Genomic DNA, 24,111 nt, shown 5'->3' with positions numbered 1-24,111 from the left:
TCAAACAGCCTGCGCAGTTAAAAAATTTTTTGGGGCTAAAAACTAGCTGGTCAGAGCTAGCGGTTCAGCGTAGCCGGGTCGATGTTCTGGCTACGCAGCTCATCGTCGCTCAGGTCGGCGTAAGCACCCGTCAGGTTCAGCTGGTCAGCGGACCATACCGGCTCCACATGGCCCTCGGGCTGGTTGCGAGCGGTAACGGTCGTACGCTGCTTGAAGGTCGGGCGGGCCACCCACAGGCCAACGCCGAGGAAGACCACGACTGCCAACACGATCAGCCAGATGTTCTCAACGTTGCCCTTGTGGTTGCCGAAAAGCATGCCCAGCAAGAACAGGCCGCCGATGACACCGGCAGTAATGATTCCGCGACGCGGAAGCTCGCTCCAGCCCCAAGCCGCAGACGGAACGTCCGCAGTGGATACGCCGTTGTAAACTTCAGCTTCCTTAGAGTGGTGCGCCACCGTTTCCTCCTGAAAGTCAAAAAAATTTCTATCCCCGCTATTTTGACACATCGGGGCGAGAATGTCCCTATCCGCGGACAGGCGTGGTCAGGAAAGTACCCAATTCAGGTGGGGAGACGCGGCGTCACAAAGAAAGGAAATAGAATAGACCGCGTGAAAACGCGAGTAGTAGTCTTAGGCAGCACCGGATCCATCGGCACCCAAGCGCTGGAGGTGATGGCGGATAACCCGGAGCGGTTCGAGCTGGTCGGCATTTCCGCGCACGGCTCTAAGCCGGAGGTGCTGGCGCAGCAGGTCCGCGACTTTGGGCTGGACCTCGCGCGGGTGGCGGTGGCCTCCGAGCACACGGCGGAGTGGCTGGACGGGGAGTTCGGCGCCCACTGCATCCGGGGCAAGGATTCCGCCCGCGAGCTGGTCGAGGCCATCGGTCCGGAGCTGGGGGAGGGCGACGTCATCCTGAACGCCCTGGTCGGTTCCCTGGGGCTCGACGCGACGCTGGCGACCCTGGGCACAAAGGCGAAGTTGGCGCTGGCGAACAAGGAATCCCTCGTCGCAGGCGGCCAGCTGGTGCTGAAGGCGGCGGACGAAGGGCAGCTGATCCCTGTGGATTCCGAGCACTCCGCGATGGCGCAATGCCTGCGCTCCGGGCGGGTGGACGAAGTCGACTCGCTGGTGCTTACCGCCTCGGGCGGGCCATTCCGCGGCTACACGCGCGCCCAGCTGGAGGACGTCACCCCGCTGCAGGCCGCAAACCACCCGACCTGGTCGATGGGGCAGATGAACACCCTGAACTCCGCGACGATGGTCAACAAGGGACTCGAGCTGATCGAAGCCAGCCTGCTATTCGGCATTCCCGCCGAGAAGATCGACGTGACGGTCCACCCGCAGTCGATCGTCCACTCCATGGTCACCTTCATCGACGGGGCGACGATCGCCCAGGCCTCCCCGCCGTCGATGAAGCTGCCGATCTCCCTGGCTCTCGGGTGGCCCGACCGCATCGCGGATGCTCAGCCCAAGCTGGACTTTTCCCAGACAACCGCCTGGCACTTCGAGCCCTTGGACGACGAGGTCTTCCCGGCCGTAATCCTGGCACGCCAGGCGGTCACTGCCGGGGGAACGATGCCTGCGGTTTATAATGCTGCGAACGAGGAAGCGGCCGTCGAGTTCCTCAACGGTCGGCTCAGCTTCCCCCGCATTGTGGACACGGTTGCGGCAACCATGGAGACCTGCCAGCACCTGTCCGCCGAACCCAACGATTTGGAAGATGTGCTGGCGGCAGAGCGCGAAGCCCGAGCCAAGGCGCACGAAAGGATGGCCACGTGGCTTTCGGACTAGGGATCCTACTCTTCGCCCTAGGCATCGCCCTATCCATCGCCCTGCACGAGGCAGGGCACCTGATTGCCGCCCGCATGTCCGGCATGCGCGTGCGGCGCTACTTCATCGGATTCGGCCCGACGATCTTTAGCTTCCGCAAGGGCCACACCGAGTACGGCCTGAAGGGAGTGCCCCTCGGTGGCTTCTGCGACATCGCCGGCATGACGAAGCTGGACGAGATGACCGACGAGGAGCGCCCGTACGCCATGTACGACAAGCCGGCGCACCGGCGCATCTTCGTCATGCTCGGCGGCATCATCATGAATATTCTGCTGGCTCTCGGCATTCTCTACGGGGTGGCGCTGGCCTGGGGACTGCCGGACCGCAACGTGGTCTTTACTCCCACCGTCGAATCCACTCAGTGCGCCCCGGCGAAGCAAAATTCGGATGGCACGCTCGCCAAGTGTTCGGGCGACGGTCCCGCGGCGGAATCTGGCGTCCAGACCGGCGATACATTCCTCTCCGTCAACGGCGAAGAAACAGAAGACTTCCGGGAGTTCACCAAGGCCATCGCCGCCGAAGCCGAGCGCGCCGCCGACGACGGCAAGCAGGTCGGCGACCGCATCACGGTCCCGGCCGTCGTCGACCGCAACGGGCAGCACAAGAACCTCGACCTGCAGATCGAGCTGGTCGAGCGCCTAAACACCGCCGGCAACACCATGACCTCCGGCGCCGTCGGCATCCGCGCCAAGCGCCCGGATCTCGTGATCAACCAGTACAACCCCGCCAGCGCGGTGGGCGGCACGCTGTCCTTCACCGGCGGCATGGTCAACGACACCTTCCACGGCCTGATCGCCCTGCCGCAGCGCGTGCCGGGCGTGGTCGAGTCCATCTTCGGCGGCAACCGCGAGGACGATTCCCCGATGAGCGTGGTCGGCGCCTCCCGCGTCGGCGGCGAGCTGGTGCAGTACCAGCAGTGGATGAGTTTCCTCATGACCTTGGCTAGCCTGAACCTCTTCCTGGCCGCCTTCAACCTGGTGCCGCTGCCACCGCTGGACGGCGGGCACATCGCCGTGGTGATCTACGAAAAGATCCGCGATTTCTTCCGCCGCCTGCGCGGCAAGCAGCCCGGCGGCCCCGCCGACTACACGAAGCTAATGCCGCTCACGTACGCGGCCACGGCGGTGCTGCTGGTGTTCGGCATCATCGTGATCGTCGCCGATGTGGTTAACCCGATCCGTATTTTCTAGTTAGTTGACGCCCACCTCTGCGCCCGCCGAACGGCGCGTAGAATTGGTGGGAGTTTGAACGGCATTCACGACTGAAAGGTTGTCTTCGTACATGTCTGGTATTTCCCTGGGTATCCCCGACGGTCCGCCTCCGGTGCTGGCTCCGCGGCGCAAGACCCGCCAACTGATGGTCGGCGGGGTAGGGGTCGGTAGTGACCACCCGATTTCGGTGCAGTCGATGACCACCACGAAGACGCACGATGTTAATGCGACTCTGCAGCAGATCGCCCAGCTGACCGCCTCCGGCTGCGACATCGTCCGCGTGGCCTGCCCGAAGACGGTGGATGCCGAGGCCCTGCCCGCGATCGCCGCGAAGTCCCCGATCCCGGTGATCGCGGACATTCACTTCCAGCCGAAATACATCTTCAGCGCCATCGACGCCGGCTGCGCGGCGGTGCGCGTGAACCCCGGCAACATCAAGGAGTTCGACGGCCGAGTCAAGGAAGTTGCGAAGGCCGCCGGGGATGCGGGCATTCCGATCCGTATTGGCGTCAATGCCGGTTCACTGGATAAGCGCATCATGGAGAAGTATGGGAAGGCCACGCCCGAGGCGCTGGTTGAATCCGCGCTGTGGGAGGCCAGCCTGTTCGAAGAGCACGGTTACGGCGACATCGCCATTTCTGTGAAGCACAACGACCCGGTCGTGATGGTGGAGGCCTACCGCCAGCTCGCCGCCCAGTCGGATTACCCGCTGCACTTGGGTGTCACGGAGGCCGGCCCGGCCTTCCAGGGCACCATCAAGTCCTCCGTGGCTTTCGGAGCCCTGCTGGCCGAGGGCATCGGCGACACGATCCGTGTGTCCCTGTCCGCCGATCCGGTGGAGGAGATCAAGGTCGGCGACCAGATCCTGCAGTCGCTGAACCTGCGCCCGCGCAAGCTCGAGATCGTGTCTTGCCCCTCCTGTGGTCGCGCGCAGGTGGATGTGTACAAGCTGGCCGACGAGGTCACCGCGGGGCTGGAGGGCATGGAGTTCCCGCTGCGCGTGGCCGTCATGGGTTGTGTGGTGAATGGCCCGGGCGAGGCGCGCGATGCCGACCTGGGCGTGGCCTCCGGCAACGGCAAGGGCCAGATTTTCGTCAAGGGCGAGGTCATCAAGACCGTGCCGGAAGACCAGATTGTGGAAACCCTCATCGAGGAAGCTATGCGCATCGCCGAGGAGGAGGGCCTGGAGGCCGTCGAGGGCCAGAAGGCCGAGGTGCGGGTGACTAAGTAGTCGCCAGCTCTGCCTCGTTGGCCTTGCCGTCTACCAGCTCGATGCGGCGGTCCAGCGTGGCAAGTTGCTCCTGGTCGTGGGAGACGTACAGTACCGGCGTGTTGCGTTCGCGGGCCAGGTCCACGATCAGCTCGGTGACGCGCTGCGCGTTGGCGGTATCCAGCGCCGCGGTCGGCTCGTCGACCAGCAGCAGTGCCGGATCGTTCATCAGGGCGCGCGCCAGGTTCACGCGCGCCTGCTGGCCGCCGGAGAGCTCGGAGACCTTCGCATTTTCTCGCCCTTCCAGCCCCACTTCCTTGAGCAGGCGCTCGGCCTTTTCTTCTTGTTGACGCCACGTCTTGCCGCTGATGCCGAATGGCTTATCCAGACGGCTCATCACCATGAGCTGTTCCTTGGCTGTCAGTGCCGGCAGCAGGTTCGGCTGTTGGAACACAATACCCAGGTGACGGCGACGGATCTCCGCGGCCTGGCGGCCGGAGACGGTGCCGAGCTCTAGGGTGTCCGCGCCGTGCAGGGTGGCGGAGCCGGAGGTGGCGGTCTCCAGGCAGCCGATGATGGACAGCAGGGTGGACTTACCGGAACCGGAGGGGCCGGTGATGCCTACGACCTCGCCGGGGTCCACGTTGAAGCTGACGTCCGTCAGCAGGTTGCGCTTGGTGGTTCCGTCGGTGATCTCGAGGGAAATGTTCTTTACTTCGAGTGCTGGGAAAATCATGAGTTCATTGCCTTTCGCGGATCGACCTTCATTACGGGGATGATGGACAGGCCGGCGCCGAGCAGGCCTGCGGCCAGCAGGATGGCGGCCGGGACGAGGGTGGTGTTGGCGGCGACCTCCATGGGGATGCCTTCCATGAATCCGCCGACGCCGACGGTGAGCAGGGTGCCTGCGGCAATGCCAACGAAGAGCACGACCAGAGCCTGCCCGACCGCGTCGCTCAGGATGCTGGAGCGCGTGCCGCCGAGTGCCACGGTGATGGCCACGCCGCGCAGGCGCTGCATCGTCCACACGGTGAAGAACGCTCCCAGCACCAGAGCGGAGATTACGTAGAGGAGGACGATCATGAGGTTCAGGGAGGACTGCTCGCCCTTGTAGGAGGCACTGGCATCCAGGGCGTTCTTGCCCTTCAGCATGACTGCGCCGTCTATCGGTTTGGCATCCTCGGCAACCACGCCGAAGGTGGAGGCTCCGGGCAGGTTCTCCACCTCGCCGGTGCTCATCCAGTGGATGGGCTGGTGCTCGAGGTAGAGGTCCTCGCTGGGCTTGTGGCCGTTGTCGGACATTGCGATGAAGGCCTGACCCTCCTCATCCTTCGAGCGGGCCATCGTGACGACCTCTCCGCCACGGCTCTTGACCTCGCTGACTTGGGCGTCAGTAAGAGAACCAGTACTCAAGTTCACAGTGCCGCCGGTATCGTTCAGCACGAGTTGGCGATCGCTTCCGACCTTGTGCTCCAAGGCGGAGGCGGACTGGTAGCTCAGGCCTGCCGACAGGGAGCTCAGGAGCGTGACCATTGCGGTGATGAGCAGGACGGTGGTGATGATGAGCGCCGTCTTGCCACGGGATACGCGCAGCTCGCGGATCCCTTGAAACATGAATCCCCGGACCGGGGTTAACGACTTATTACTTAGCATGGTTCTTATTCTTCGCGCGTTATAGAAGGAACACATCGGGCTAAGGAGTAGTCTTTGCCTCATACTTTTGGTGGAGGCGGGCAGCACCTTTCGGCCACTAGACTTGGGAGCGATCATGATGCACAAAGCCAAGTCGAACAAAGTCGTTGCGCTGAACCGCGCCTGGGCTTACCTGGGTCTGGGGCTCCACCTGCTGATGGCCCTGCTGATGGCCGTGACCGTCATCAGGGACGGCTGGTCCTGGAACGCGGTGGCCCTGTGCTTCATCTACGTCATGGGCCTGTGGCTGCGCCCCACCTGGCTGTGGCTGACGTTGGTCATCGCCACCTGGGCGTGCCTGTTGCTGGTCGCCCCGAGCGCCGTTTTCATGGCATTCGCGCTGTTCTTCCTGTGCGTCGGCGTGCTGCCCCTGTGGCCGGCGATCGTGTGTAACGCGGTGGTGACCATCCTGTCGGTCTATCAGGGTGGAGAGGCACTGGGGCCGATCGTCGCCGCCGTGGTCGCCACCGTCGTCGGCGTGGGCTTTAAGGAGCTGCGCGACGAAGCTAGTGCTCGCGAGGTAGCCAGCCGCCACGCAGGCGAAATGGGAGAGCGCACGCGCCTGGCCGGGGAGATCCACGACACCATCGCGCAAGGGCTAAGCTCCATCCACATGATCCTGCAGGCCGTAGAAAAGCGGGTGGAGGACCCGGAGGTTCTGGAGGACCTGCGCCTTGCCCGCACCACCGCCGAGGACAACCTGGCCGAAACCCGACGCATCATCGCCGCACTGCAGCCCGGCCCGTTGGTCGGCGGCGACCTGCCAATAGCCCTGGCGCGCGTAAGCTCCGGCACCCCACTGGGCGAGGCCTTGAGCTTCGAGGTCGAGGGCGAGCCCTATGACCTGGACGAAAAGGTGGAGCAGGAGCTCACCCGCATCGCGCAGTCCCTTGTCTCCAACGTGGTGAAGCACTCGGAGGCCACGCGCGCCCGGGTCACCTTGACCTACCAGAGCGACCTTCTCAGCCTCGACGTCGTGGACAACGGCCGGGGCATGGACGAAGAACTAGTCAGTAAGATCGCCGCCGACAAGATGAGCCTGTCGCCGGTCGGTCTGGCGGGCGTGCGGCGCCGCGCCAACCTCATCGGCGCGACCATGCACGTGGAAAGCTCGCCGGGCGCCGGCTGTGGTGTATCCATCCAGGTGCCGATTCGTTAGGAGTTAGAAGTGCCAGACCAGCTACGTGTCCTGATCTGCGACGATCACCCCGTGGTTCGCGCCGGGATCGAGGCGATGCTGCGCGGAACGGGGGACGTGGAGATCGTGGCCTCCGTGGGCGACCCCGACCGCGCCGTCGCCATCTGCGCCGAGGAACAGCCCGACGTGGTGCTCATGGATCTGCGCTTCGGGGAAGGCCCCGGCAGCGAGGGCGCTGAATCCGGGGGAGTGCGCGCCACCCGCGCGATCCGCAAGCGCAAGCCCGCTCCGCAGGTGCTGATCCTGACGAACTATTCCACCGACAGTGACGTCCTGGGAGCCATTTCCGCCGGCGCGGTCGGCTATCTGCTCAAGGACTGCGCCCCCGACGAGTTGGCCGAGGGCATCCGCCAGGCTGCCCGCGGGCAGACGGTGATGAACAAGAACATCATGGGCAAGCTCCGCGGCCGGCTGGCCAATCCCTTCGAGTCGCTGACCAATCGCGAGCAGGAGGTCCTTGTGCTCGCCAGCCAAGGCAAGTCCAACCGGGCAATCGCGAAGGACCTCATCCTCACCGAGGCGACCGTGAAGTCCCACATGGCACACGTTTTCTCCAAGCTGAATGTGAAAAACAGAACAGCTGCCGTCGCCGTGGCGAGGGAACGCGGAATCATCGATTAATCCTGTTACTCTCTGTGCCTATGCGCACCACCTCTTGGACCCCTCGCCGGAGCATCACCGCGGCCGTCACGACGGCTGGCCTGGTGCTGGGCGCTGCGGCTTGTACGCCGAAACCCGATGTTGCTGATGACGCCGCCCAGGCCTTCCTCGCCGCCCTTTCCAACCCGGGTGAAGCCTCGCAGGCCGGAGGGGAGACCGATAACCCTGACAAGGCAACCCAGGCCATCGAGAAGGCGTGGCAGTCTCTGCAGGCCGAGGGCCTGCATACGGAACTGAAGAACGTTAATACTCAGGACAATCAGGCCACCGCGCAGTATTCGATGCGCTGGGACCTGCCGGGCGACCGCGAGTTTTCCTATGACTCCTCGATGAACCTCACCCGCACCGGCGACGATTGGTCCGTGCGCTGGCAGCCCGCCGTGTTACACCCGGAGCTGGGCGCCAACCAGCACCTGGAGCTGCGCAGCGTTCCCGCCACCGTCGCCAACGTGGTGGGCTCCGATGGCGCGGTGCTGCTGGAGCCAGGTACCCAGTATCGCGTCCTCGTCGATCCGAACAAGGTTTCCAGCGTCCAGGGGACCATGCGGCGCATCGCCGGCGAGCTGGATGCGCTACGGGGCGGCGATAAGTCCGTGCCCCGCATCGACCCGGTGGAGAAGGCCAAGGAGGCCACCGATGTGGACGGGGAGTACTCCGTACTGACCGTCAACCAGGCCCAGGGCAAGCGCCTGCAGGGCGCCCTCGGCAACGTCGAAGGCGTACGCCTGAATGAGGAACCCGCCCTTGTGCGCCCCGACCCCTCCTTCGCCCCCGACATCATGGCGCGCGTCAGGGGAGTCGTGGAGAAGGACCTGCAGGGCGAGGCTGGCTGGAAGGTCGTCGCCGCCACCAGCGAGGGCAACGAGGTGGCCAAGGTTGGCGGCGAGGATCCGAAGTCTTCCCCGAGTGTGCGCGTATCCCTGTCCCGCAAGGTCCAGGAGGCCGCCCAGAAGGCCGTGGATACCCGAGCCGACGCCAAGACGATGATGGTGGTCATGCGCCCCTCGACCGGCGAAGTGCTGGCGGTCGCCCAGTCTGAGAAGGCCGACGAGGACGGCAACGTTGCCCTGATGGGCCAGTACCCGCCGGGCTCGACGTTCAAGATGCTCACCGCATACGCGGGCCTGCAGAAGCAGGGGCTTAGCCCGGATTCGATCGTCGGCTGCCCCGGCACGCAGGACATCGGCGGGCGCATCGTCACCAACTACAACGGCTTCTCGCTGGGCAACACCCCGTTGGAGAATGCCTTCGCCAAGTCGTGCAACACCACCTTCGCGGACATCTCCACCAAGCTGAAGCCGGGCGAACTGAAGGACATCTCCGCGCAGTTCGGCCTAGGCGCCGACTATGACATCGAGGGGCTGGAGACCATCACCGGCGCCGTACCCGAGGGCGAGACGATGCTCGACCGCACCGAGGCCGGCTATGGCCAGGGCCTCGACCTCGCCAGCCCCTTCGGCATGGCCCTGGTCGCTTCCGCCGTGGCAGCCGGCAAGGCGCCCACCCCGTACCTCATCGCCGGCGAGAACCACAACACCGAAGCCAAGAACGACGAGGCCAAGAAGGACGCCAAGAAGAAGCTGGATCCGAAGGCTATCGGGGAACTCCGCCGCATGATGCGCGCCGTGGTCACCAACGGCTCGGGCTCCGGTGTCGCCGGCGCCGGCGAGGTCTATGCCAAGACCGGTGAAGCCGAAATTAACGAGGGTTCCCACAGCTGGCTCGCCGGATACCGCGGCGACCTGGCCTTTGCCACCCTCATTGTCCTTGGCGGCGGCTCCGAGCACGCTACTTCCGTGACCGCCGACTTCTTCAAGAACCTGGATGGCCCAGACGCGGAGGCGGAAGGGCGTCAAGAGTAAGATAGGGAGCCATGACTCGAGCACCATTGACCCCCGGTAACCCCACGCCCATCCGCTCCGTCCCGGCTCACATCGAAAGGCCGGAGTACGCCTGGAAGGACAGTGTGCAGGAGAACGTGGGCGAGCCGTGGGTGCAGACTCCCGAGACCATCGAGAAGATGCGCGAGGCCAGCCGCATCGCCGCCGATGCCCTGCAGGCCGCCGGCGCCGCCGTCGCCCCCGGCGTGACTACCGATGAGGTCGACCGCGTGGCGCACGAGTACATGTGCGACCACGGCGCTTACCCCTCCACGCTTGGCTACCGGCACTTCCCGAAGTCCAGCTGCGTAAGCCTCAACGAGATCATCTGCCACGGCATCCCCGACAGCACCGTGATCCAGGACGGCGACATCGTCAACATCGACATCACCGCCTACAAGAACGGCGTGCACGGCGACACCAACGCGACCTTCCTGGCTGGCGACGTCTCCGAGGAGCACCGCCTGCTGGTCGAGCGCACCGAGAAGGCGATGTGGCGCGGCATCAAGGCCGTGAAGCCCGGTCGGCAGATCAACGTCATCGGCCGCGTGATCGAAAGCTACGCAAAGCGCTTCGGCTACAACGTCGTGGAGGACTTCACCGGCCACGGCGTTGGTCCGACCTTCCACAACGGTCTCGTCGTGCTGCACTACGACCGCCCGACCATGTACACCGACCTGCTCGAGCCGGGCATGACCCTGACCATCGAGCCGATGATCAACCTCGGCGGCCTCGACTACGAGGTCTGGGATGACGACTGGACTGTCCAAACCAAGGACCGCCAGTGGACCGCGCAGTTCGAGCACACCCTGGTCGTCACCGAAGACGGCTACGAGGTTCTGACAATTCCCAGCGAGGACTAGCTCGACCGACTAACCTCCCAAAAGTATGGGAGACAAAACTACACCGCTGGGTCCCGGCCCCGCTCAACGTTCTGAACACCTGCGCCGCCTCGGCCCGTTCGGCGCCTTCGCCACGCGCGTGGGCGCCCGCGTGACCAAAAAGAAGAACCTCGGAGTGTTCGCCACCATCGGCCGCGCCCCGCGCTTGTTCTTCTTTTGGCTGCTTTACGGCGGCTCGATGATGCCCTTCGGCTACCTCTCGCGCGTCGAAACCGAAATGATCATCCTGCGCGTCGCCTATCTGCGCGGCAGCGCCTACGAAGCCGACCAGCACCGTGCCCTCGCGGCAAAGGTTGGGGTCAAGGATATTGACGCCCTATTCCAGCCCGACCACGGCCGCACCGGTCGCCACGGCACCTTGCTGGACGCCGCCGAGCAGCTCGTCCGCGACCGTGGGCTTTCCGCCGACATGGCTCAGCGGCTGCGGGATCTGCTGAGCGAACGCGAGCAGGTCGCGTTCGTCATGTTGGTCACCAACTACGACGGCCTGGCCACAGCGTTGGACGTCATGGGAGTCCCAGTAGACGAGCCGCGTTAGGCAACCCTCCTGCGATTCGCCGCGCGCTGGGCGAAGGTTTCCCGCCCCAGCGGCCCGTTGGGTGCCGTCATGACGGTGTGCCCGTCGCCGTGGCTGGTCCAGGTCTCGTTGCCGTTCGGGTGGATGGTGACGTCCCAGGAGCCAGTCGTCTTCGCATTGTGGTGCTTGGCGCAAAGGCAGTGGAGATTTGACGTGGCCGTAGGCCCTCCTGCCTGCGGATTTTCATGGTCGTAGCGCTGCACGTGATCCAACTGGCACTTGTGCGCGGGCACCGAGCAGCCAGGGAAGCGGCACGTCCCGTCGCGGCCTTCCACGCCAGCGCGCACCAGGGGTGTAGGGGAGTAGCCCTCGTTGCTCGCGGCTCCCGGGATCTGGACGTGCGTCACCCGTTTCATCCACTCCGGCGTGGCCAGCGAGCTGAGCCAGCCCCCTGCAGCCCAGATCTGCGAGTCCGGTTCGTCCACACTGCGGTACAGGTTCAGCGTTACCTCCGCCGTGGTCTGCCTGCGCACGAGCTGCATCAGCGCCTCGGCGCGGGAGCAGGAATTGCTCTTGGCCACACTGTTGACCGCTTTGAGCATCTCGAGCCCCTCGAGCTTAGGTAGCGTCAAGAAGAAAACAGTGGTGGTATCGGGCCGATCGTCGATGTCGAGGCGTGCGGAAGAACCCGTATCCGCATCCTTCGGCTCCTCCGGCAGCGCTTGTGGATCGTGCTTGCGAATCACTTGCTCAATCCGGCTGCGGATGGTTGCTCTGGCCAGCATGGCCTGGTTCGGGACGGTCGGGGAGATGGCCTTAAAAATTTTTTCCTCGAAGATTTCGGGGACGTCTTCTTTGACGGGGCTGAGGCATTCGGCCATGCATCGGAGCAGGTCAAGCGAGTAAGCGCCGGTGCGGGCCAGCTCGAGGATGCTAGGGAAGCGGCGGAACATGTGGCCGATCTCGACTAGCGTGAGCGCGCGGTACTCCGTTAGCCCCAGGCGCACGGCCAGGCGGGTGGATACGTCGATGACGCAATCGTTCATCTCGGGCGTGCAGGCCACGGCGAGGTTCACGTGCCCGCGGTTAACTTCGCACGCGGCTGCGCTTAGTGGATCGTTCGGGTCGGTGATGCGCCAGCAGGGTGTGGTGGTGGAATGCTCGAACATGGTCTTTCCCCTTATTGCCTGTTCGGAGGTGGTTTTGTGGTGTAGCCAAAAAATTTTTCCCGGCTTGTGCGTGCAGTATATAAGCCGCCTCGGACAACCCCCTTGCACAGAAGTAGAATTAATCGAACACCTGGCACCAGAAAAATTTTGAGGAACACCGATGAGAACAGCAAACCGCACGTGGGCGCTCATTTGGGCGGCGCTGGCGCTGCTTAGCCTGGCGGCCGGGTACGTGGCCGCGCGGTGGGAGGACATTCCGGAGCGCTTCGCGACCCACTTTGGTACTCGCTTCGAGCCGGACAGCTGGAGTGACAAGACCGTGGGGTCGGTATTCCTACCGACGATATTTGGTGCGGTATTGGTGCTGTCTTTCGTGCTGATAGCTGCGGCGATACTGCGTTGGAAGCCCTCGCATGGTTACACGGCGATGTGGCTAGCCGTGATGAACCTTACGCTGGCCATCATGTTCGCCAGCCTGCAGGTCGTGACCGTACTGCACACGAACTGGGTAGCTCCAGTCATGGTCGGTTCGCTGGTGCTGGTGCTAGGGTCTAGCCTCGCGATGGTTGTGGCGTTGGCGAGGAAGCAGAACAACACCACGAGCCCGAGCACGGACAACGACGAGCACTACAAGTGGGGCATGTTCTACTACAACCCGGACGATCCGGCCGTGCTGGTCGACAAGCGGGTCGGGGTGGGCGTGGACTTCAACTATGCCCACTGGCAGGGCAAGGTGTTCGGCATCTTTGTCGTTCTGGTGTTGCTCGGATCTATCTCGTTGCCCTTCTTACTTTGACGCCCATCGGAACCCAGCGTTAAGCGCCTTCATCACGCCCTTGTAGGCCCACGGGGCGTTGACTTGCGCCCACCGGGCAACAGGGATGTCCCCGCTGGTGTTGATGAGGTACTTGCCCTTATCCACGCCCTTCAAAATTTTTTGAGCCGCCTTGGCGGGGCTTACGGCGTGGCCCTGGAACAGCGAAGTTGCCTTCTGGATGCGCTTCTTGGAGCGATCCACGCCGTGGATGTCGATGGTGCGAACCAGGGGAGTGTCCACCGCTCCCGGGGCGACGGCGTGCACGTCCACGCCGAAGGGTGCCAGGTCGAAGCGCAGCACCTCGCACATGCCCAGCACGCCACCCTTGGAGGCGGAATAGGCCGCGTGCCACGGCAGGCCGATGATGCCCGCGGCGGACGAGACGAACACCAGCTTCCGGCGGTCGCGGCGGCGCCGGCGCACAGGCTGGTCCTCCATCATCTTGGGCGCGAAGGCCTCCACCATGTGCACGGAACCCATCAGGTTCACATCGATCACGCGCTGCCACTTTTCGTGGGGCATCTGGCGCACGTCACCCCAGATGGCGATGCCGGCCACGTGGTGTACCTGGTCCGGGGCGCCGTGGGTAGCGACCACGTCGTCTGCCCAGGCTTTCACTGCTTCCACGTCGGTTACGTCCACGGTGCGTTGGTCGGCGACGGTACCTCCGCGGGAGGTGATGTCTTTGGCAGTAGCGGCCAGGCCTTCCGCGTCGCGGTCGCTGACGGCCACTGCATAGCCACGTTCGGCCAGTTGCAGTGCCACCTCCCGGCCGATACCTGAGGCTGCTCCGGTGACTACTGCAAACATGGCGAGAAAGCTCCTTTGTTAGTTTTCGAAATCTAACCCAAGTAGGGCGTTCTCGACCAATTCTGTCAGAGCGGGGTGGGGCCAATACTGTTTTTCGGCGAAATCGCGGGCATTAATTCCGAAAGTCATGGCGGTGACGAAGCACTGGATCAAAGAGCTAGCCTCCGGCCCGATGATGTGCGCGCCGAGGATCTCGCCGGTGCTGCGGTCGGCGATGACCTTGCAGAACCCGGTGGTGTCTTCCATCGCCCAACCGTAGGCCACGTCGCCGTACTTCTGGATCTTGACGGTGAGGGGGCGGCCGGTCTCGCGCGCCTCCTGCTCGGTCATGCCCACCACGCCGATCTGCGGGTGCGTGAACACTCCGCTGGGGACCACGTCGTGGTTGAACTTTCGCAGGCCATCGGGGTGAGCCAGGTTGTGCGCCACCACTCGCGCCTCGGCGTTGGCGACGTGCTTGAGCTCGAAGTCGTTGCACGCATCACCCAGCGCCCACACGCCGTCGGCGCTGGTGCGGCCGTATTCGTCGACCTCGATTAGGCCGTCTTCTCGGGTTTTGACGCCACCCGCTTCGCAGTCCAACGTGTCCGAATTGTTGACGCGCCCCATCGCAACGAGAACCTCCTCGCCGGTGACGGTAGTTCCGTCATCAAGGGTGAGGGTGATCTGGCCATTGTCGGCTTCCTCGGCGGCGGTGATGGTGCGCCCCAAGTGGTTCGTCCACTGCTGCTTGGCCTGAGTGGTGAAGGCTTCGGAGATGTCGGCGTCCAACTTCCGCAACAGCTTCTCCGAGCGATTGATGAGCGTAACCTGCGTGCCGAGGCCAGAGAACATGGCGGCGAACTCCACGGCGACGATGCCGCCGCCGACGACGATGAGGGACTTCGGCAGTTCATCCAGGCGCATGATGTCCTCGTTGGTGCGGTAGCGCACGTCGGCGAGGGCGGGGTGGATGCGTGGGCGGCCGCCGGTGGCGAGCACGATGTTGGCGCCGGTGATGGTGGGGCCGTCGTCGATCTGCAGCGTGCGGGGGCCAACGAAGCGGGCGGTGCCTTCGAAGAGGGTGATGTTCGGGGTTTCGTCTCCCGCGCGGTAGGCGGCGCCGCTCTCGCTGATGGGATCGATGCGGTCTGTGAAGACACGGCGCTGGATATCCTTCCAGTCAACGTGCTGAAGCTCGCCGGTGAGGCTCAGGCGGGAGGCCTCGGAGAAGCTGCGGGCGACGTCGGCGGTGTGCACAAACATCTTGGTCGGGATACAGCCCACGTTGATGCAGGTGCCACCGAAGGTACCTTTCTCCACGATGGCGATCTTCTGGTGCTCGTTGGCGGGGCTGGGCAGGGAGTTGCCAGAGCCGGTGCCGACGATGATGAGGTCGAAATCAGGCACGGTGAACCTTCCTTTCATTGAAGACGTCGCTAAGCCACTCGTCGGCGACGGCGAAGGCTTGGTCGCGAACCTTGGGGCGGGAGAGGAACACGTCGTGAAGCGCGCCCTCGATGACGACGGTGGTGGACAGGGAAGAGGCATTGGAGGCCTGCTGCCACATCTGGCTGGGCATGAGGATGAGGTCGGCGTTGTAGGACTCGCGGGATAGCTTCTTGGAGAAGTGATGGGTGTGGCTGGTCAAAAGGAGCGTCGGCACGCCTGTGTCACCCTTGCCGGAGTGGAGGCGGCGGATTTCGCGAGCCACGCCCAGGAGCCACTGCAGATACTTCGGGCGGGGCTCCAGGGGCTTGAGGCGCAGGTTGTAATTCCACTCGCCGGCCTCGGTGACGTGCAGGGACCGGCCGTAGGTCGGGTTGATCCCGCCGGGTAGCAGCATGTTGGGCCGCAGCTTGTGGACGACCGGCAGCACGCGGTTGATAACGAAGCGAACGGCCGGGTTGAACTGCAGGCCAAACCACGGCGAATTCAAAACGATGGCGGCGATGGAACTGTGGAGGGGGGAACCGGCGTCAAAAAGGCGATGAGCCCACATTGTGACGTCCAACCCGCCGGTCGAGTGCCCAACAGGAACGACCGCGGCGTGGGCGGCGGCGAGGAGGGACGTGGCGGTGGAGAGATCGACGTCGTAGAGGGACTGATCGCTGACGTGATGCCAGGTTTGCCCCTCGCGCCAGGAGCGACCGCACTTGCGCAGATCCAGGCCATAGACGGCAAAGCCGGAGTCGTGAAAATGGCGGGCTACATGGTCCTGAAAGAAATAGTCCGTCATTCCATGGACAAAAAGCATGGCGGGGCGAGAGAAAAAGGAATCGTCGGGCGCATCCGGGCAGTAACGCACCAGGGTGCAACGAATGGGGGACTCGCCATCCGGGTCGTCGCCCAGCTCGAGGAAGCATTGGCCGAAGCCTTCGCCCAGCTCATCGGGCACAAACTTGAGATCGGCGGCGGAGGTAGGGAGTGCGGGGCTATTAGGCATGTACTCATGCTAGCGCCACGAACAGGCAAAGAACATTGAAACATTGGCCTATAGGCGTAGAGTAAATATGACACAATAACGGTCTGACTTTTTCGCCTTTGAAGGAATGAATAGATAGTGGCACATAAAGATTCTGTGGACGTTGCACTAATTGGTGCGGGTGTTATCTCCACCACCCTGTCCGTCATGCTGAAGCAGCTGCAGCCGGACTGGAGCCAGGTGATCATCGAGCGTCTGGACACCCCTGGTGCGGAATCCTCCGACCCGTGGAACAACGCTGGTACCGGCCACTCCGCGCTGTGCGAGCTGAACTACACCCCCGAGGTCAACGGCAAGATCGACATCTCCAAGGCCGTCGGTGTGAACGAGAAGTTCCAGGTCTCCCGCCAGTTCTGGAGCTACCTGGTCGAGCAGAATGTGCTGGGCGACCCGTCCGAGTTCATCAACAAGGTTCCGCACGTCTCCTTCGCACAGGGTATGGACCAGGTGGACTACCTGAAGGCCCGCTACGAGGCGCTGAAGGACCACCCGCTGTTCCCGAACATGCAGTACAGCGACTCCGACGAGAAGTTCGCCGAGTTCCTGCCGCTGATGGCCCGTGGCCGTGACTTCAACAACCCGGTTGCGATCTCTTGGTTCGACGAGGGCACCGACATCAACTACGGTGCGCTGACCCGCCAGTACCTGGACGCCGTCACCGCTCAGGGTGTCGAGGTTCGCTACGGCAACGAGGTCAAGAACATCAACCGCGACGGTTCCAAGTGGAAGATCACCACCAAGAACCTGCACACCGGCGACACCTCCGTGATCACCGCGAACTTCGTCTTCGTCGGTGCCGGCGGCATGGCTCTGCCGCTGCTGCAGAAGTCCGGCATCCCGGAGATCAAGGGCTACGGCGGTTTCCCGGTTTCCGGCCAGTGGCTGCGCTGCACCAACCCGGAGCTGGTGGAGCAGCACCAGGCCAAGGTCTACGGTAAGGCTTCCGTTGGCGCTCCGCCGATGTCCGTTCCGCACCTGGACACCCGTGTGATCGACGGCAAGAAGGGCCTGCTGTTCGGTCCGTACGCCGGCTGGACTCCGAAGTTCCTGAAGAAGGGCAGCTACCTGGATCTGTTTAAGTCCCTGCGCGTGGGCAACCTCCCGTCCTACCTGGGCGTGGGCGTGCAGGAGATGGGCCTGACCAAGTACCTGATCGAGGAGGTGCTGAAGGACCAGGCAGCCCGCGTGGAATCCCTGCGCGAGTACATGCCGGAGGCACGTGCCGAGGATTGGGAGCTGGTCACCGCCGGCCAGCGCGTGCAGGTCATCAAGCCGATCGGCGCGCCGAAGTTCGGCTCCCTGGAGTTCGGCACCGCGCTGATTAACTCCAACGACGGCACCATCGCCGGCCTGATGGGTGCTTCCCCGGGTGCGTCCATTGCACCGTCCGCAATGCTCGAGGTTCTGGAGCGCTGCTTCGGCAACCGCATCGCCGACTGGGCTCCGAAGCTGAAGGAAATGATTCCTTCCTACGGCACTCGCCTGGCTAAGGATGCCAACCTGTTCAACGAGCAGTGGGATCGTTCCCAGAAGGCCCTGAAGCTGGTCTAAGTACCGCAGTAGGTCGTGAACTCGGCTTCCTCGCGCGGCACCGTCGCATGGAGGCCGAGTTTTTCGTATTTGTCGTTCCATTCGAAGGGGCTACGTAGCGCCTCGAGCGCCAGTAGGTAGCGGCTGAGGTCACCCGCCTCGGCCTGCTCTAGCGCGGCCTGCATGCCGTGGTTGCGGGGCAGGTAGATGGGATTGCGCGGGTGGGGGTCCTGGGCCGTCCAATGTTCGGTCCACTCGGCGGCACCCGGAATGTTCTCTAGACCCTGGGGGATTTCGCCCGGGTTCAGGTTGGCCAGGAGAGCACCGTAGTCGGGAGCCGCTACCTGCAGCAGGTCAAGCAACTGTTCGGCGCAGTCCGGGGCTCCGAGAGCGGCCGCCATCTGCTCGTCCCACGCCGCGGCGTACTGCGGCTGGAAGCGGTGCAAGCGCTCTGTAAGATTTTTGACGCCCTCATCTACCAGCGGCACGAGCGCCTCAGCCAGGCGTGCAAGGTTCCACATCATGACGGCGGGCTGCCTAGCGTAAGCGTAGCGGCCACGAGTGTCTATGGAGCTATACACCGTGTCGGTGGCGAAGTAGTCCATGAAGGCGCACGGGCCGAAGTCGATGGTCTCCCCGGAGACTGCGATGTTGTCGGTGTTCATCACCCCGTGGATAAAGCCGAAGCGCATCCAGCTGGCGACGAGTTCGGCTTGGCGGGAAACGGTGGCGTCAAAAAGATCGAGCGGCGACGTGCCTTGGGGGAAGTGGCGAGCGAGGGCGTAGTCGACGAGGCGTTCGGTGACCTGCGAGCCCATGAGCGCGGCGTATTGGAAGGTGCCGATGCGGATGTGGGAGCTGGCGACGCGCACCCCGACCGCGCCCGGGTGGAGGCGGTTGCGCCGCACGGTGTGGCCGGTGGAGAGGACAGCCAGCGAGCGGGCGGTAGGGACGCCCAGGGCGTGGAGGGACTCGGCGAAGGCATACTCCTTGAGTGCGGCATCGAGGGGATAGTGGCCATCGCCCCCGCGGGAGAAGGGGGTGCGGCCGGTGCCCTTGGCGTGGATGTCCCAGACCTTGCCCTGGGGATCCGTGTGCTCAGACAGTAGGAGGGCGCGGCCATCGCCCATGCGCGGGTTGAACTGCCCGAACTGGTGGCCGGCGTAGCCGAGTGCATGGCCGCCGTTCTGGCCGGTGAGGAAGGCCATGCCCTCGGGGCTGCGGAGCCACTGCGGATCCAGGCCCAGCTCGGCGGCGAGGGGCTCGTTGAGCACGAGGATCTGCGGGTCGGGGAATACCTCCCCGGTGCAGGGGAGGGCGAGTTCCGGGAATTGCTCGGCAAACGTATTCATGGTGTTGCCCATTGTAGGGGTAGGCTGAATTGCCATGAGTGACACAGGGAAAGTGGTGCTGATCGGCGGCGGGCCTGGGGCATGGGACCTGATTACAGTGCGCGGGATGCGCGCGCTGCAGGCAGCCGACGTGATCCTGACCGATCACCTGGGCCCCACCAGCGAGCTGGACAAGCTGTGCGACGTGGAGGCCAAGGAGGTCATCGACGTGGCGAAGCTGCCGTACTCCCGGCAGGTCAGCCAGGAAAAGACCAACGAGCTGCTGGTGGAGCACGCACGGGCGGGCAAGACCGTTGCCCGGCTCAAGGGCGGGGACCCGTTCGTGTTCGGGCGCGGCTTCGAGGAGGTGCAGGCGTGCGCTGCGGCGGGTGTGCCCTGCGAGGTTATCCCGGGCGTGACCAGTGCCGTGAGCGTGCCTGCGGCCATCGGCGTGCCCGTGACTCAGCGGGGCGTGGTGCACGCCTTCACCGTCGTATCCGGCCACGTGGCGCCGGATAACCCGAGCAGCTTGGTGGACTGGCGTGCGCTGGCGGCCTCGGGGGCCACGCTGTGCGTGATCATGGGCGTGCGGAACGTGGCCGCGATTGCCGCGGAGCTGCAGGCCGGGGGATTGGCGGCCGACACGCCGGCCGCCGTGATCCAGGAGGGCACCACCGACCAGCAGCGTGGGTTCCGCTGCACACTGGGTACGCTGGCCGAAACTTTCGAAGCCAACGAGGTCGGCTCGCCGGCGGTGTACGTGATCGGCGAGGTCGCGGGCCTCTAGACGACGAGGGTGAGCTCCGTGGAGTCTTGCTCCACGGTGAAGCCGGCGGCGCGGGCGATGTCGGCAACCTCCGTGGCGGTGGTGCCGCTGGGATCCTGAGCCAGCGCGCGAGCGAGCAGGCCCTTGTAGTGCTTGTTGAAGTGGCTGACGACCTTGCGGCTGCCATCGGGTTGCACGGATTCCACCCGCACAGTCACCGCAGTCTTCAGCTTGCCAAGCTGCTGGTAGGCCCCGGAACGTAAGTCCACCACCAGGCCGTGTTCTTGCTCAGCGCGCTGCAGCGCCTCGGTGATAGCAGAACCCCAGCGCTTCTTCATGGTGGTGCCGGGGGTGAGCTTAGTACTACCCGAAAGCCGGTAGTGGGGGATCGGATCCCCGCCCATGACCAGGCCATACAGTGCTGAGCCGATGGCTAGGTGGGGCGTGGTGGCGTCAGAAAGAGAAGACACATCGAGCGCATCGTAGAGCACGCCCGTGTAACGGCGCAGGGCCGGCATCGTCGGGGCGGTGCGCAGCACTTGATTAGCCTCGACCTCGCCGCGCAGTTTCTCGGAAAGGCCCAGGACCTGCATGGCGGCCTCCGGATCTTCGGTGCACAGAGCGACCAGATCGCGGGTGAGCTCCTCGCGGATGGGGTCGAGTTCCGGGAAGTGTAACGGCTCCCCGGCGGGCAGCGAGCCACCGGGAGCCTTGGTTTCGGACGGAGGAAGCACGATCAGCATTCCCACAGACTAGCTAAAACCCCTACCAAACGACACAAGTCAAAGGGCGAAAAGGTAAAGTCATGACTCATGATTACTCGGATGTCACAACTATTCTTGCGCACCCTGCGTGACGACCCCGCAGACGCAGAGGTGCCCAGCCACAAGCTGCTGGTACGCGCGGGATACATCCGCCGCGTTGCCCCCGGCGTGTACTCGTGGCTGCCGCTCGGCCTGCGGGTGCTTCGCAACGTCGAAGAGGTCGTACGCGAGGAGATGAACGCCATCGGCGCGCAGGAGATTTCCTTCCCCGCGCTGCTGCCGCGTGAGCCCTACGAGACGACCGGCCGCTGGGTCGAGTACGGTGATGCGCTGTTCCGCCTGAAGGATCGCAAGAACGCGGACTACCTGCTGGGGCCGACGCACGAGGAGATGTTCACCTCGGTCGTGAAGTCCGAGTACAACTCCTACAAGGACTTCCCCGTGATCCTGTACCAGGTGCAGACGAAGTACCGCGACGAGGAACGCCCGCGCGCCGGCATCCTGCGCGGCCGCGAGTTCATCATGAAGGATTCCTACTCCTTCAACATGGACGATGAGGGGCTGGAGGAGTCCTACCAGCTGCACCGCAAGGCCTACCAGAACATCTTCGACCGCCTGGGCATCAAGTACGCGATCTGCTCTGCGACCTCTGGCGCTATGGGCGGCTCGGCATCCGAGGAGTTCCTGGCTGAGGCCGACACCGGCGAGGACACCTTCGTGCGCTCCACCGAGAGCGACTACGCCGCGAACGTCGAGGCGGTAGTGACGCAGGTCCCGCCGGCTCAGCCGATCGAGGGCCAGCCGGAGGCCAAGGAGTACGAGACCCCGGACAGCGAGACCATCGAGGCGTTGGTGGACTGGGCCAACGACGAAGGCATCACCATCGACGGCCGTGCCGTGGAGGCTGCGGACACGCTGAAGTGCATCGTGATCAAGGTCAACGACCCGACGCTGGACGAAGAGGGCAAGCCACGCGGCGAGTCCCTGGCCGGCGTGCTGGTGCCGGGCAACCGCGAGGTGGACATGAAGAGGCTCGAGGCGGCCATGGAGCCCGCGCAGGTGGAGCTGGCCGAAGAGGCGGACTTCAAGAAGCACCCCTTCCTGGTCAAGGGGTACGTGGGGCCGAAGGGGCTGGCTGCAAACGGTGTTCGCCTGCTGGCCGACCCGCGTGTGGTGGAGGGAACCTCTTGGATCGCCGGTGCGGACGCTAAGAACCGCCACGTCGTGGGCCTGGTCGCAGGGCGCGACTTCACCCCGGACGGCTTCGTGGAGGCCGCCGAGGTGCTGGAGGGCGACCCGTCCCCGGACGGCAAGGGCACCCTGACGCTGGCTCGTGGCATCGAGATCGGCCACATCTTCCAGCTGGGGCGCAAGTACACCGAGGCCTTCGACGTGAAGATCCTGGACGAGTCCGGTAAGCGCTCCGTGCCGACGATGGGCTCCTACGGTGTGGGCGTTTCCCGCCTGGTGGGCGTGATCGCCGAGCAGATGCTGGACGAGTCCGGGCTGCGCTGGCCGGCATCCGTCGCGCCTTTCGATGTGCACGTGGTGATCGCCAACAAGGACGCCGCCGCGGGCGAGGCCGCCGTGGAGCTGGTGGAGACGCTGTCCAACGACGGCTTGGAGGTCCTCTTCGACGACCGTCCGAAGGTTTCCCCGGGTGTGAAGTTCAAGGATTCCGAGCTGCTGGGCATGCCCCTGGTGGTCGTGGTCGGCCGCGGGTTCGCCGACGGCAAGGTGGAGCTGCGCAACCGCCTGACCGGAGAGACCTACGAGGTCGACTACACCGACGCGCTGCCGGAGGCTAAGCGGGCTCTCCGCGGAGAGGCACGTCCTTAGGGTCCTTGCCCTGGAGCCGCTCGAGGGCAGCTTCGCCGCAGGCGGTGGTCTTTAGCCAGTCGGCGGCGTAGGCGACTGCCTTCTCGTTGGAGGCCAGCTCCGTGATACGGCGAAGCTGGGTGCTAATGGGCAGCACGGTGGGGTGGAAGTACTCCACAGCATCCGACTTCCCATCGGCCTCGCCCTGCGTGTATCCGGGTTCGGGGGCGGGGATCTCCGCGCCCAGCTCTTCCAGGACGTCATCCGTGAGGTCGCGTAGCACGCGCAGCTGATCGGCCAAGGATTGGATCTGCGAACGGGGCTTGTCCTCTGGGCTCTTGGCCAGCGCCACGCCCGAGGCGTAGATCGCGCCGTAAGTTAGCGTCAACAAAGTACGAAACTCCGCTGCCACATCGACATCCGGGTTAGAAAAGCCCTCGACGACCTCAGCGCTGACCTCGGTGGGGTGGTTAGGACGCTCGTTGTCGCCGGCGGCCTTGTAAGCAGCGAATAGCCCGGCGATGAGGGAGGCCTGTGCGCCCAGCTCGCTTGTGAGGGCGCGATCGTAGGCCTTTTCCAGGGAAACAGCTTTCCTGGGTGCGTTCTTGGTCTCGGAAATTTTTTCTTGGCAGCCCTGGGGCGCGTTGCCCTCGCTATCGGTGCCGCACTGGCGCAGGGTTTCCTCCGTGACCAGGTCGTACTGCATGCCGAGGAATCCGGACCACTTCTTCGCCTGCTTGGCCTGAAAATTTTTCTGAGCACTGCGCAGCGCCGTGGCGAGGTCGATGAGCTGCTCGTTTGCTTGTGGCTCCTCGCCGAACTCGCAGGCGGAGATCGCCAATCCGGCGCCTAGAAGCGTGCTGGCTCCCAGGAAGCGGCGACGGGTGAGGAGAGGGCGAGAGCTGGTCATATTCATCAAGACTAGGAGTCTACTAGAAGCCAGCTGCTGCTAGACTGCATGGTCATGGCATTTCCAAACAAGGAGCAGCTCGAAGACTCGCTGCGCGGATTGGTAAAAGAGTTCGGACTGGTGATCGAGGACATCAAGATCACGAAGGCTGGAGCGAAGTCCGCCATTCGGATCGCAGTGGATACCGCCGACCCCCGCGCCGAGCGCCCGGATCTGGACCAGTTGGAAGAACTGAGCCGCGAGGTATCGAAGCACTTGGATGACGCCGAGGCGGCGGGGGAGATGAGCTTTGGGGCCGGATACACCCTGGAATTGACGACGCCTGGCGTCGATTTCCCTCTTCTGGAGCAACGCCACTGGGTGCGCAACATCGGGCGCCTCGTGCGGCTGGCCGACGGGGTAGAGCGCATCGCGCAGGTAGACGGCGACGATGTCGTTTTGATCACACCAGATAAGAAACAGCCCAGCGTGCGCCGCGTGCGATTCGCAGATGTAGCTGGTGCGGTGGTAGAAGTGGAATTCTCACAGGCACCCGCCGCCGAGGTCGATCTTGTCGGATTGGCTATTGACGCCTACGGGTTGCCCCGTGCAGAAGATCAGCAGGATAGTCCGGCGGAAGACTAGGAGTAA

General features: G+C 64.2%; 23 protein-coding genes. 13 read left to right on the top strand and 10 right to left on the bottom strand.

Annotation, left to right across the window (positions count from 1 at the left end):
* Positions 1-56: 56 nt before the first annotated feature.
* Positions 57-458 (bottom strand): DUF2631 domain-containing protein, encoded by a 402-nt coding sequence (locus L8V00_RS03345; protein WP_035006047.1) that lies wholly within the window; start codon positions 456-458, stop codon positions 57-59.
* A 144-nt stretch (positions 459-602) separates the two neighbouring features.
* On the opposite strand from L8V00_RS03345, the gene dxr reads away from it, so the two are divergent.
* The 3 genes from dxr (at position 603) to ispG (ending at position 4,274) form a co-directional block, all read left to right on the top strand.
* Positions 603-1,793 carry a 1-deoxy-D-xylulose-5-phosphate reductoisomerase gene (dxr, locus tag L8V00_RS03340; protein ID WP_269944240.1) on the top strand — a complete coding sequence of 397 codons (1,191 nt, stop codon included), beginning with the start codon at positions 603-605 and terminating at the stop codon, positions 1,791-1,793.
* Positions 1,778-3,022, top strand: coding sequence for a M50 family metallopeptidase (locus tag L8V00_RS03335; protein ID WP_070487660.1), 1,245 nt, complete (start codon positions 1,778-1,780; stop codon positions 3,020-3,022). The genes dxr and L8V00_RS03335 overlap by 16 nt, the downstream gene beginning before the upstream one ends.
* A 91-nt stretch (positions 3,023-3,113) precedes the next feature.
* Positions 3,114-4,274 (top strand): flavodoxin-dependent (E)-4-hydroxy-3-methylbut-2-enyl-diphosphate synthase, encoded by a 1,161-nt coding sequence (gene ispG, locus L8V00_RS03330; RefSeq protein WP_011273699.1) that lies wholly within the window; start codon positions 3,114-3,116, stop codon positions 4,272-4,274.
* Here ispG and L8V00_RS03325 read toward each other — a convergent pair.
* On the bottom strand, positions 4,267-4,989 hold the full coding sequence (locus L8V00_RS03325) for an ABC transporter ATP-binding protein (RefSeq protein ID WP_269944207.1): 723 nt from the start codon (positions 4,987-4,989) through the stop codon (positions 4,267-4,269). The genes ispG and L8V00_RS03325 overlap by 8 nt on opposite strands.
* Entirely contained in the window at positions 4,986-5,867 is an 882-nt protein-coding gene (locus tag L8V00_RS03320; RefSeq protein WP_239199764.1) for an FtsX-like permease family protein, read from the bottom strand. The genes L8V00_RS03325 and L8V00_RS03320 overlap by 4 nt, the downstream gene beginning before the upstream one ends.
* Positions 5,868-6,021: 154 nt before the next feature.
* On the opposite strand from L8V00_RS03320, the gene L8V00_RS03315 reads away from it, so the two are divergent.
* The 5 genes from L8V00_RS03315 to L8V00_RS03295 are packed head-to-tail and all read left to right on the top strand — an operon-like array spanning position 6,022 to position 11,123.
* Entirely contained in the window at positions 6,022-7,104 is a 1,083-nt protein-coding gene (locus tag L8V00_RS03315; RefSeq protein WP_269944206.1) for a sensor histidine kinase, read from the top strand.
* A 9-nt stretch (positions 7,105-7,113) separates the two neighbouring features.
* Complete coding sequence (locus L8V00_RS03310) at positions 7,114-7,764, top strand: response regulator (RefSeq protein WP_239317049.1); 651 nt, start codon at positions 7,114-7,116, stop codon at positions 7,762-7,764.
* 20 nt (positions 7,765-7,784) lie between these two features.
* Positions 7,785-9,665, top strand: coding sequence for a penicillin-binding transpeptidase domain-containing protein (locus L8V00_RS03305; protein WP_269944205.1), 1,881 nt, complete (start codon positions 7,785-7,787; stop codon positions 9,663-9,665).
* Between the two features lie 11 nt (positions 9,666-9,676).
* Entirely contained in the window at positions 9,677-10,546 is an 870-nt protein-coding gene (map, locus tag L8V00_RS03300; protein ID WP_035006037.1) for a type I methionyl aminopeptidase, read from the top strand.
* A gap of 25 nt (positions 10,547-10,571) precedes the next feature.
* On the top strand, positions 10,572-11,123 hold the full coding sequence (locus L8V00_RS03295; protein WP_035006035.1) for a carboxymuconolactone decarboxylase family protein: 552 nt from the start codon (positions 10,572-10,574) through the stop codon (positions 11,121-11,123).
* Here L8V00_RS03295 and L8V00_RS03290 read toward each other — a convergent pair.
* Positions 11,120-12,271 carry an HNH endonuclease signature motif containing protein gene (locus L8V00_RS03290; protein ID WP_239317050.1) on the bottom strand — a complete coding sequence of 384 codons (1,152 nt, stop codon included), beginning with the start codon at positions 12,269-12,271 and terminating at the stop codon, positions 11,120-11,122. The genes L8V00_RS03295 and L8V00_RS03290 overlap by 4 nt on opposite strands.
* A 160-nt stretch (positions 12,272-12,431) precedes the next feature.
* Here L8V00_RS03290 and L8V00_RS03285 point away from each other — a divergent pair, with 160 nt between their 5' ends.
* Complete coding sequence (locus L8V00_RS03285) at positions 12,432-13,067, top strand: DUF1648 domain-containing protein (RefSeq protein WP_053088985.1); 636 nt, start codon at positions 12,432-12,434, stop codon at positions 13,065-13,067.
* On the opposite strand, the gene L8V00_RS03280 is transcribed toward L8V00_RS03285, so the two are convergent.
* From L8V00_RS03280 to L8V00_RS03270, 3 genes are read right to left on the bottom strand one after another with little or no spacing between them, the layout of a single operon-like run.
* Positions 13,059-13,898: an SDR family oxidoreductase gene (locus L8V00_RS03280; protein ID WP_070487652.1), complete on the bottom strand. Its 840-nt coding sequence runs from the start codon at positions 13,896-13,898 to the stop codon at positions 13,059-13,061. The two genes, L8V00_RS03285 and L8V00_RS03280, sit on opposite strands and share 9 nt — an antisense overlap.
* 18 nt (positions 13,899-13,916) lie before the next feature.
* On the bottom strand, positions 13,917-15,305 hold the full coding sequence (gene mtr / locus L8V00_RS03275; RefSeq protein ID WP_269944204.1) for a mycothione reductase: 1,389 nt from the start codon (positions 15,303-15,305) through the stop codon (positions 13,917-13,919).
* Positions 15,280-16,323 carry an alpha/beta hydrolase gene (locus tag L8V00_RS03270; RefSeq protein WP_269944203.1) on the bottom strand — a complete coding sequence of 348 codons (1,044 nt, stop codon included), beginning with the start codon at positions 16,321-16,323 and terminating at the stop codon, positions 15,280-15,282. The genes mtr and L8V00_RS03270 overlap by 26 nt, the downstream gene beginning before the upstream one ends.
* A 117-nt stretch (positions 16,324-16,440) precedes the next feature.
* On the opposite strand from L8V00_RS03270, the gene mqo reads away from it, so the two are divergent.
* Positions 16,441-17,913 carry a malate dehydrogenase (quinone) gene (gene mqo, locus L8V00_RS03265; protein WP_080971965.1) on the top strand — a complete coding sequence of 491 codons (1,473 nt, stop codon included), beginning with the start codon at positions 16,441-16,443 and terminating at the stop codon, positions 17,911-17,913.
* On the opposite strand, the gene L8V00_RS03260 is transcribed toward mqo, so the two are convergent.
* Positions 17,910-19,280, bottom strand: coding sequence for a protein adenylyltransferase SelO family protein (locus tag L8V00_RS03260; protein ID WP_420840020.1), 1,371 nt, complete (start codon positions 19,278-19,280; stop codon positions 17,910-17,912). The two genes, mqo and L8V00_RS03260, sit on opposite strands and share 4 nt — an antisense overlap.
* Between L8V00_RS03260 and cobA the strand changes: the two genes are divergently transcribed.
* Positions 19,279-20,010: a uroporphyrinogen-III C-methyltransferase gene (cobA, locus tag L8V00_RS03255; protein WP_239317065.1), complete on the top strand. Its 732-nt coding sequence runs from the start codon at positions 19,279-19,281 to the stop codon at positions 20,008-20,010. The genes L8V00_RS03260 and cobA overlap by 2 nt on opposite strands.
* On the opposite strand, the gene yaaA is transcribed toward cobA, so the two are convergent.
* Positions 20,007-20,732 carry a peroxide stress protein YaaA gene (yaaA, locus tag L8V00_RS03250; RefSeq protein ID WP_035006019.1) on the bottom strand — a complete coding sequence of 242 codons (726 nt, stop codon included), beginning with the start codon at positions 20,730-20,732 and terminating at the stop codon, positions 20,007-20,009. The genes cobA and yaaA overlap by 4 nt on opposite strands.
* Before the next feature lie 69 nt (positions 20,733-20,801).
* Here yaaA and L8V00_RS03245 point away from each other — a divergent pair, with 69 nt between their 5' ends.
* Complete coding sequence (locus L8V00_RS03245; protein WP_269944201.1) at positions 20,802-22,592, top strand: proline--tRNA ligase; 1,791 nt, start codon at positions 20,802-20,804, stop codon at positions 22,590-22,592.
* Here the strand turns inward: L8V00_RS03245 and L8V00_RS03240 are convergent.
* Positions 22,558-23,481, bottom strand: coding sequence for a twin-arginine translocation signal domain-containing protein (locus L8V00_RS03240; RefSeq protein ID WP_269944200.1), 924 nt, complete (start codon positions 23,479-23,481; stop codon positions 22,558-22,560). The two genes, L8V00_RS03245 and L8V00_RS03240, sit on opposite strands and share 35 nt — an antisense overlap.
* A gap of 48 nt (positions 23,482-23,529) precedes the next feature.
* On the opposite strand from L8V00_RS03240, the gene rimP reads away from it, so the two are divergent.
* On the top strand, positions 23,530-24,105 hold the full coding sequence (rimP, locus tag L8V00_RS03235; RefSeq protein ID WP_035006012.1) for a ribosome maturation factor RimP: 576 nt from the start codon (positions 23,530-23,532) through the stop codon (positions 24,103-24,105).
* Positions 24,106-24,111 lie beyond the last annotated feature (6 nt).

It is taken from the genome of Corynebacterium evansiae (genome assembly GCF_027570065.1).
Taxonomy (GTDB): domain Bacteria; phylum Actinomycetota; class Actinomycetes; order Mycobacteriales; family Mycobacteriaceae; genus Corynebacterium; species Corynebacterium evansiae.
Note: the sequence above shows the minus strand (reverse complement) of the source record. Positions and strands in the feature narration are given on the sequence as shown.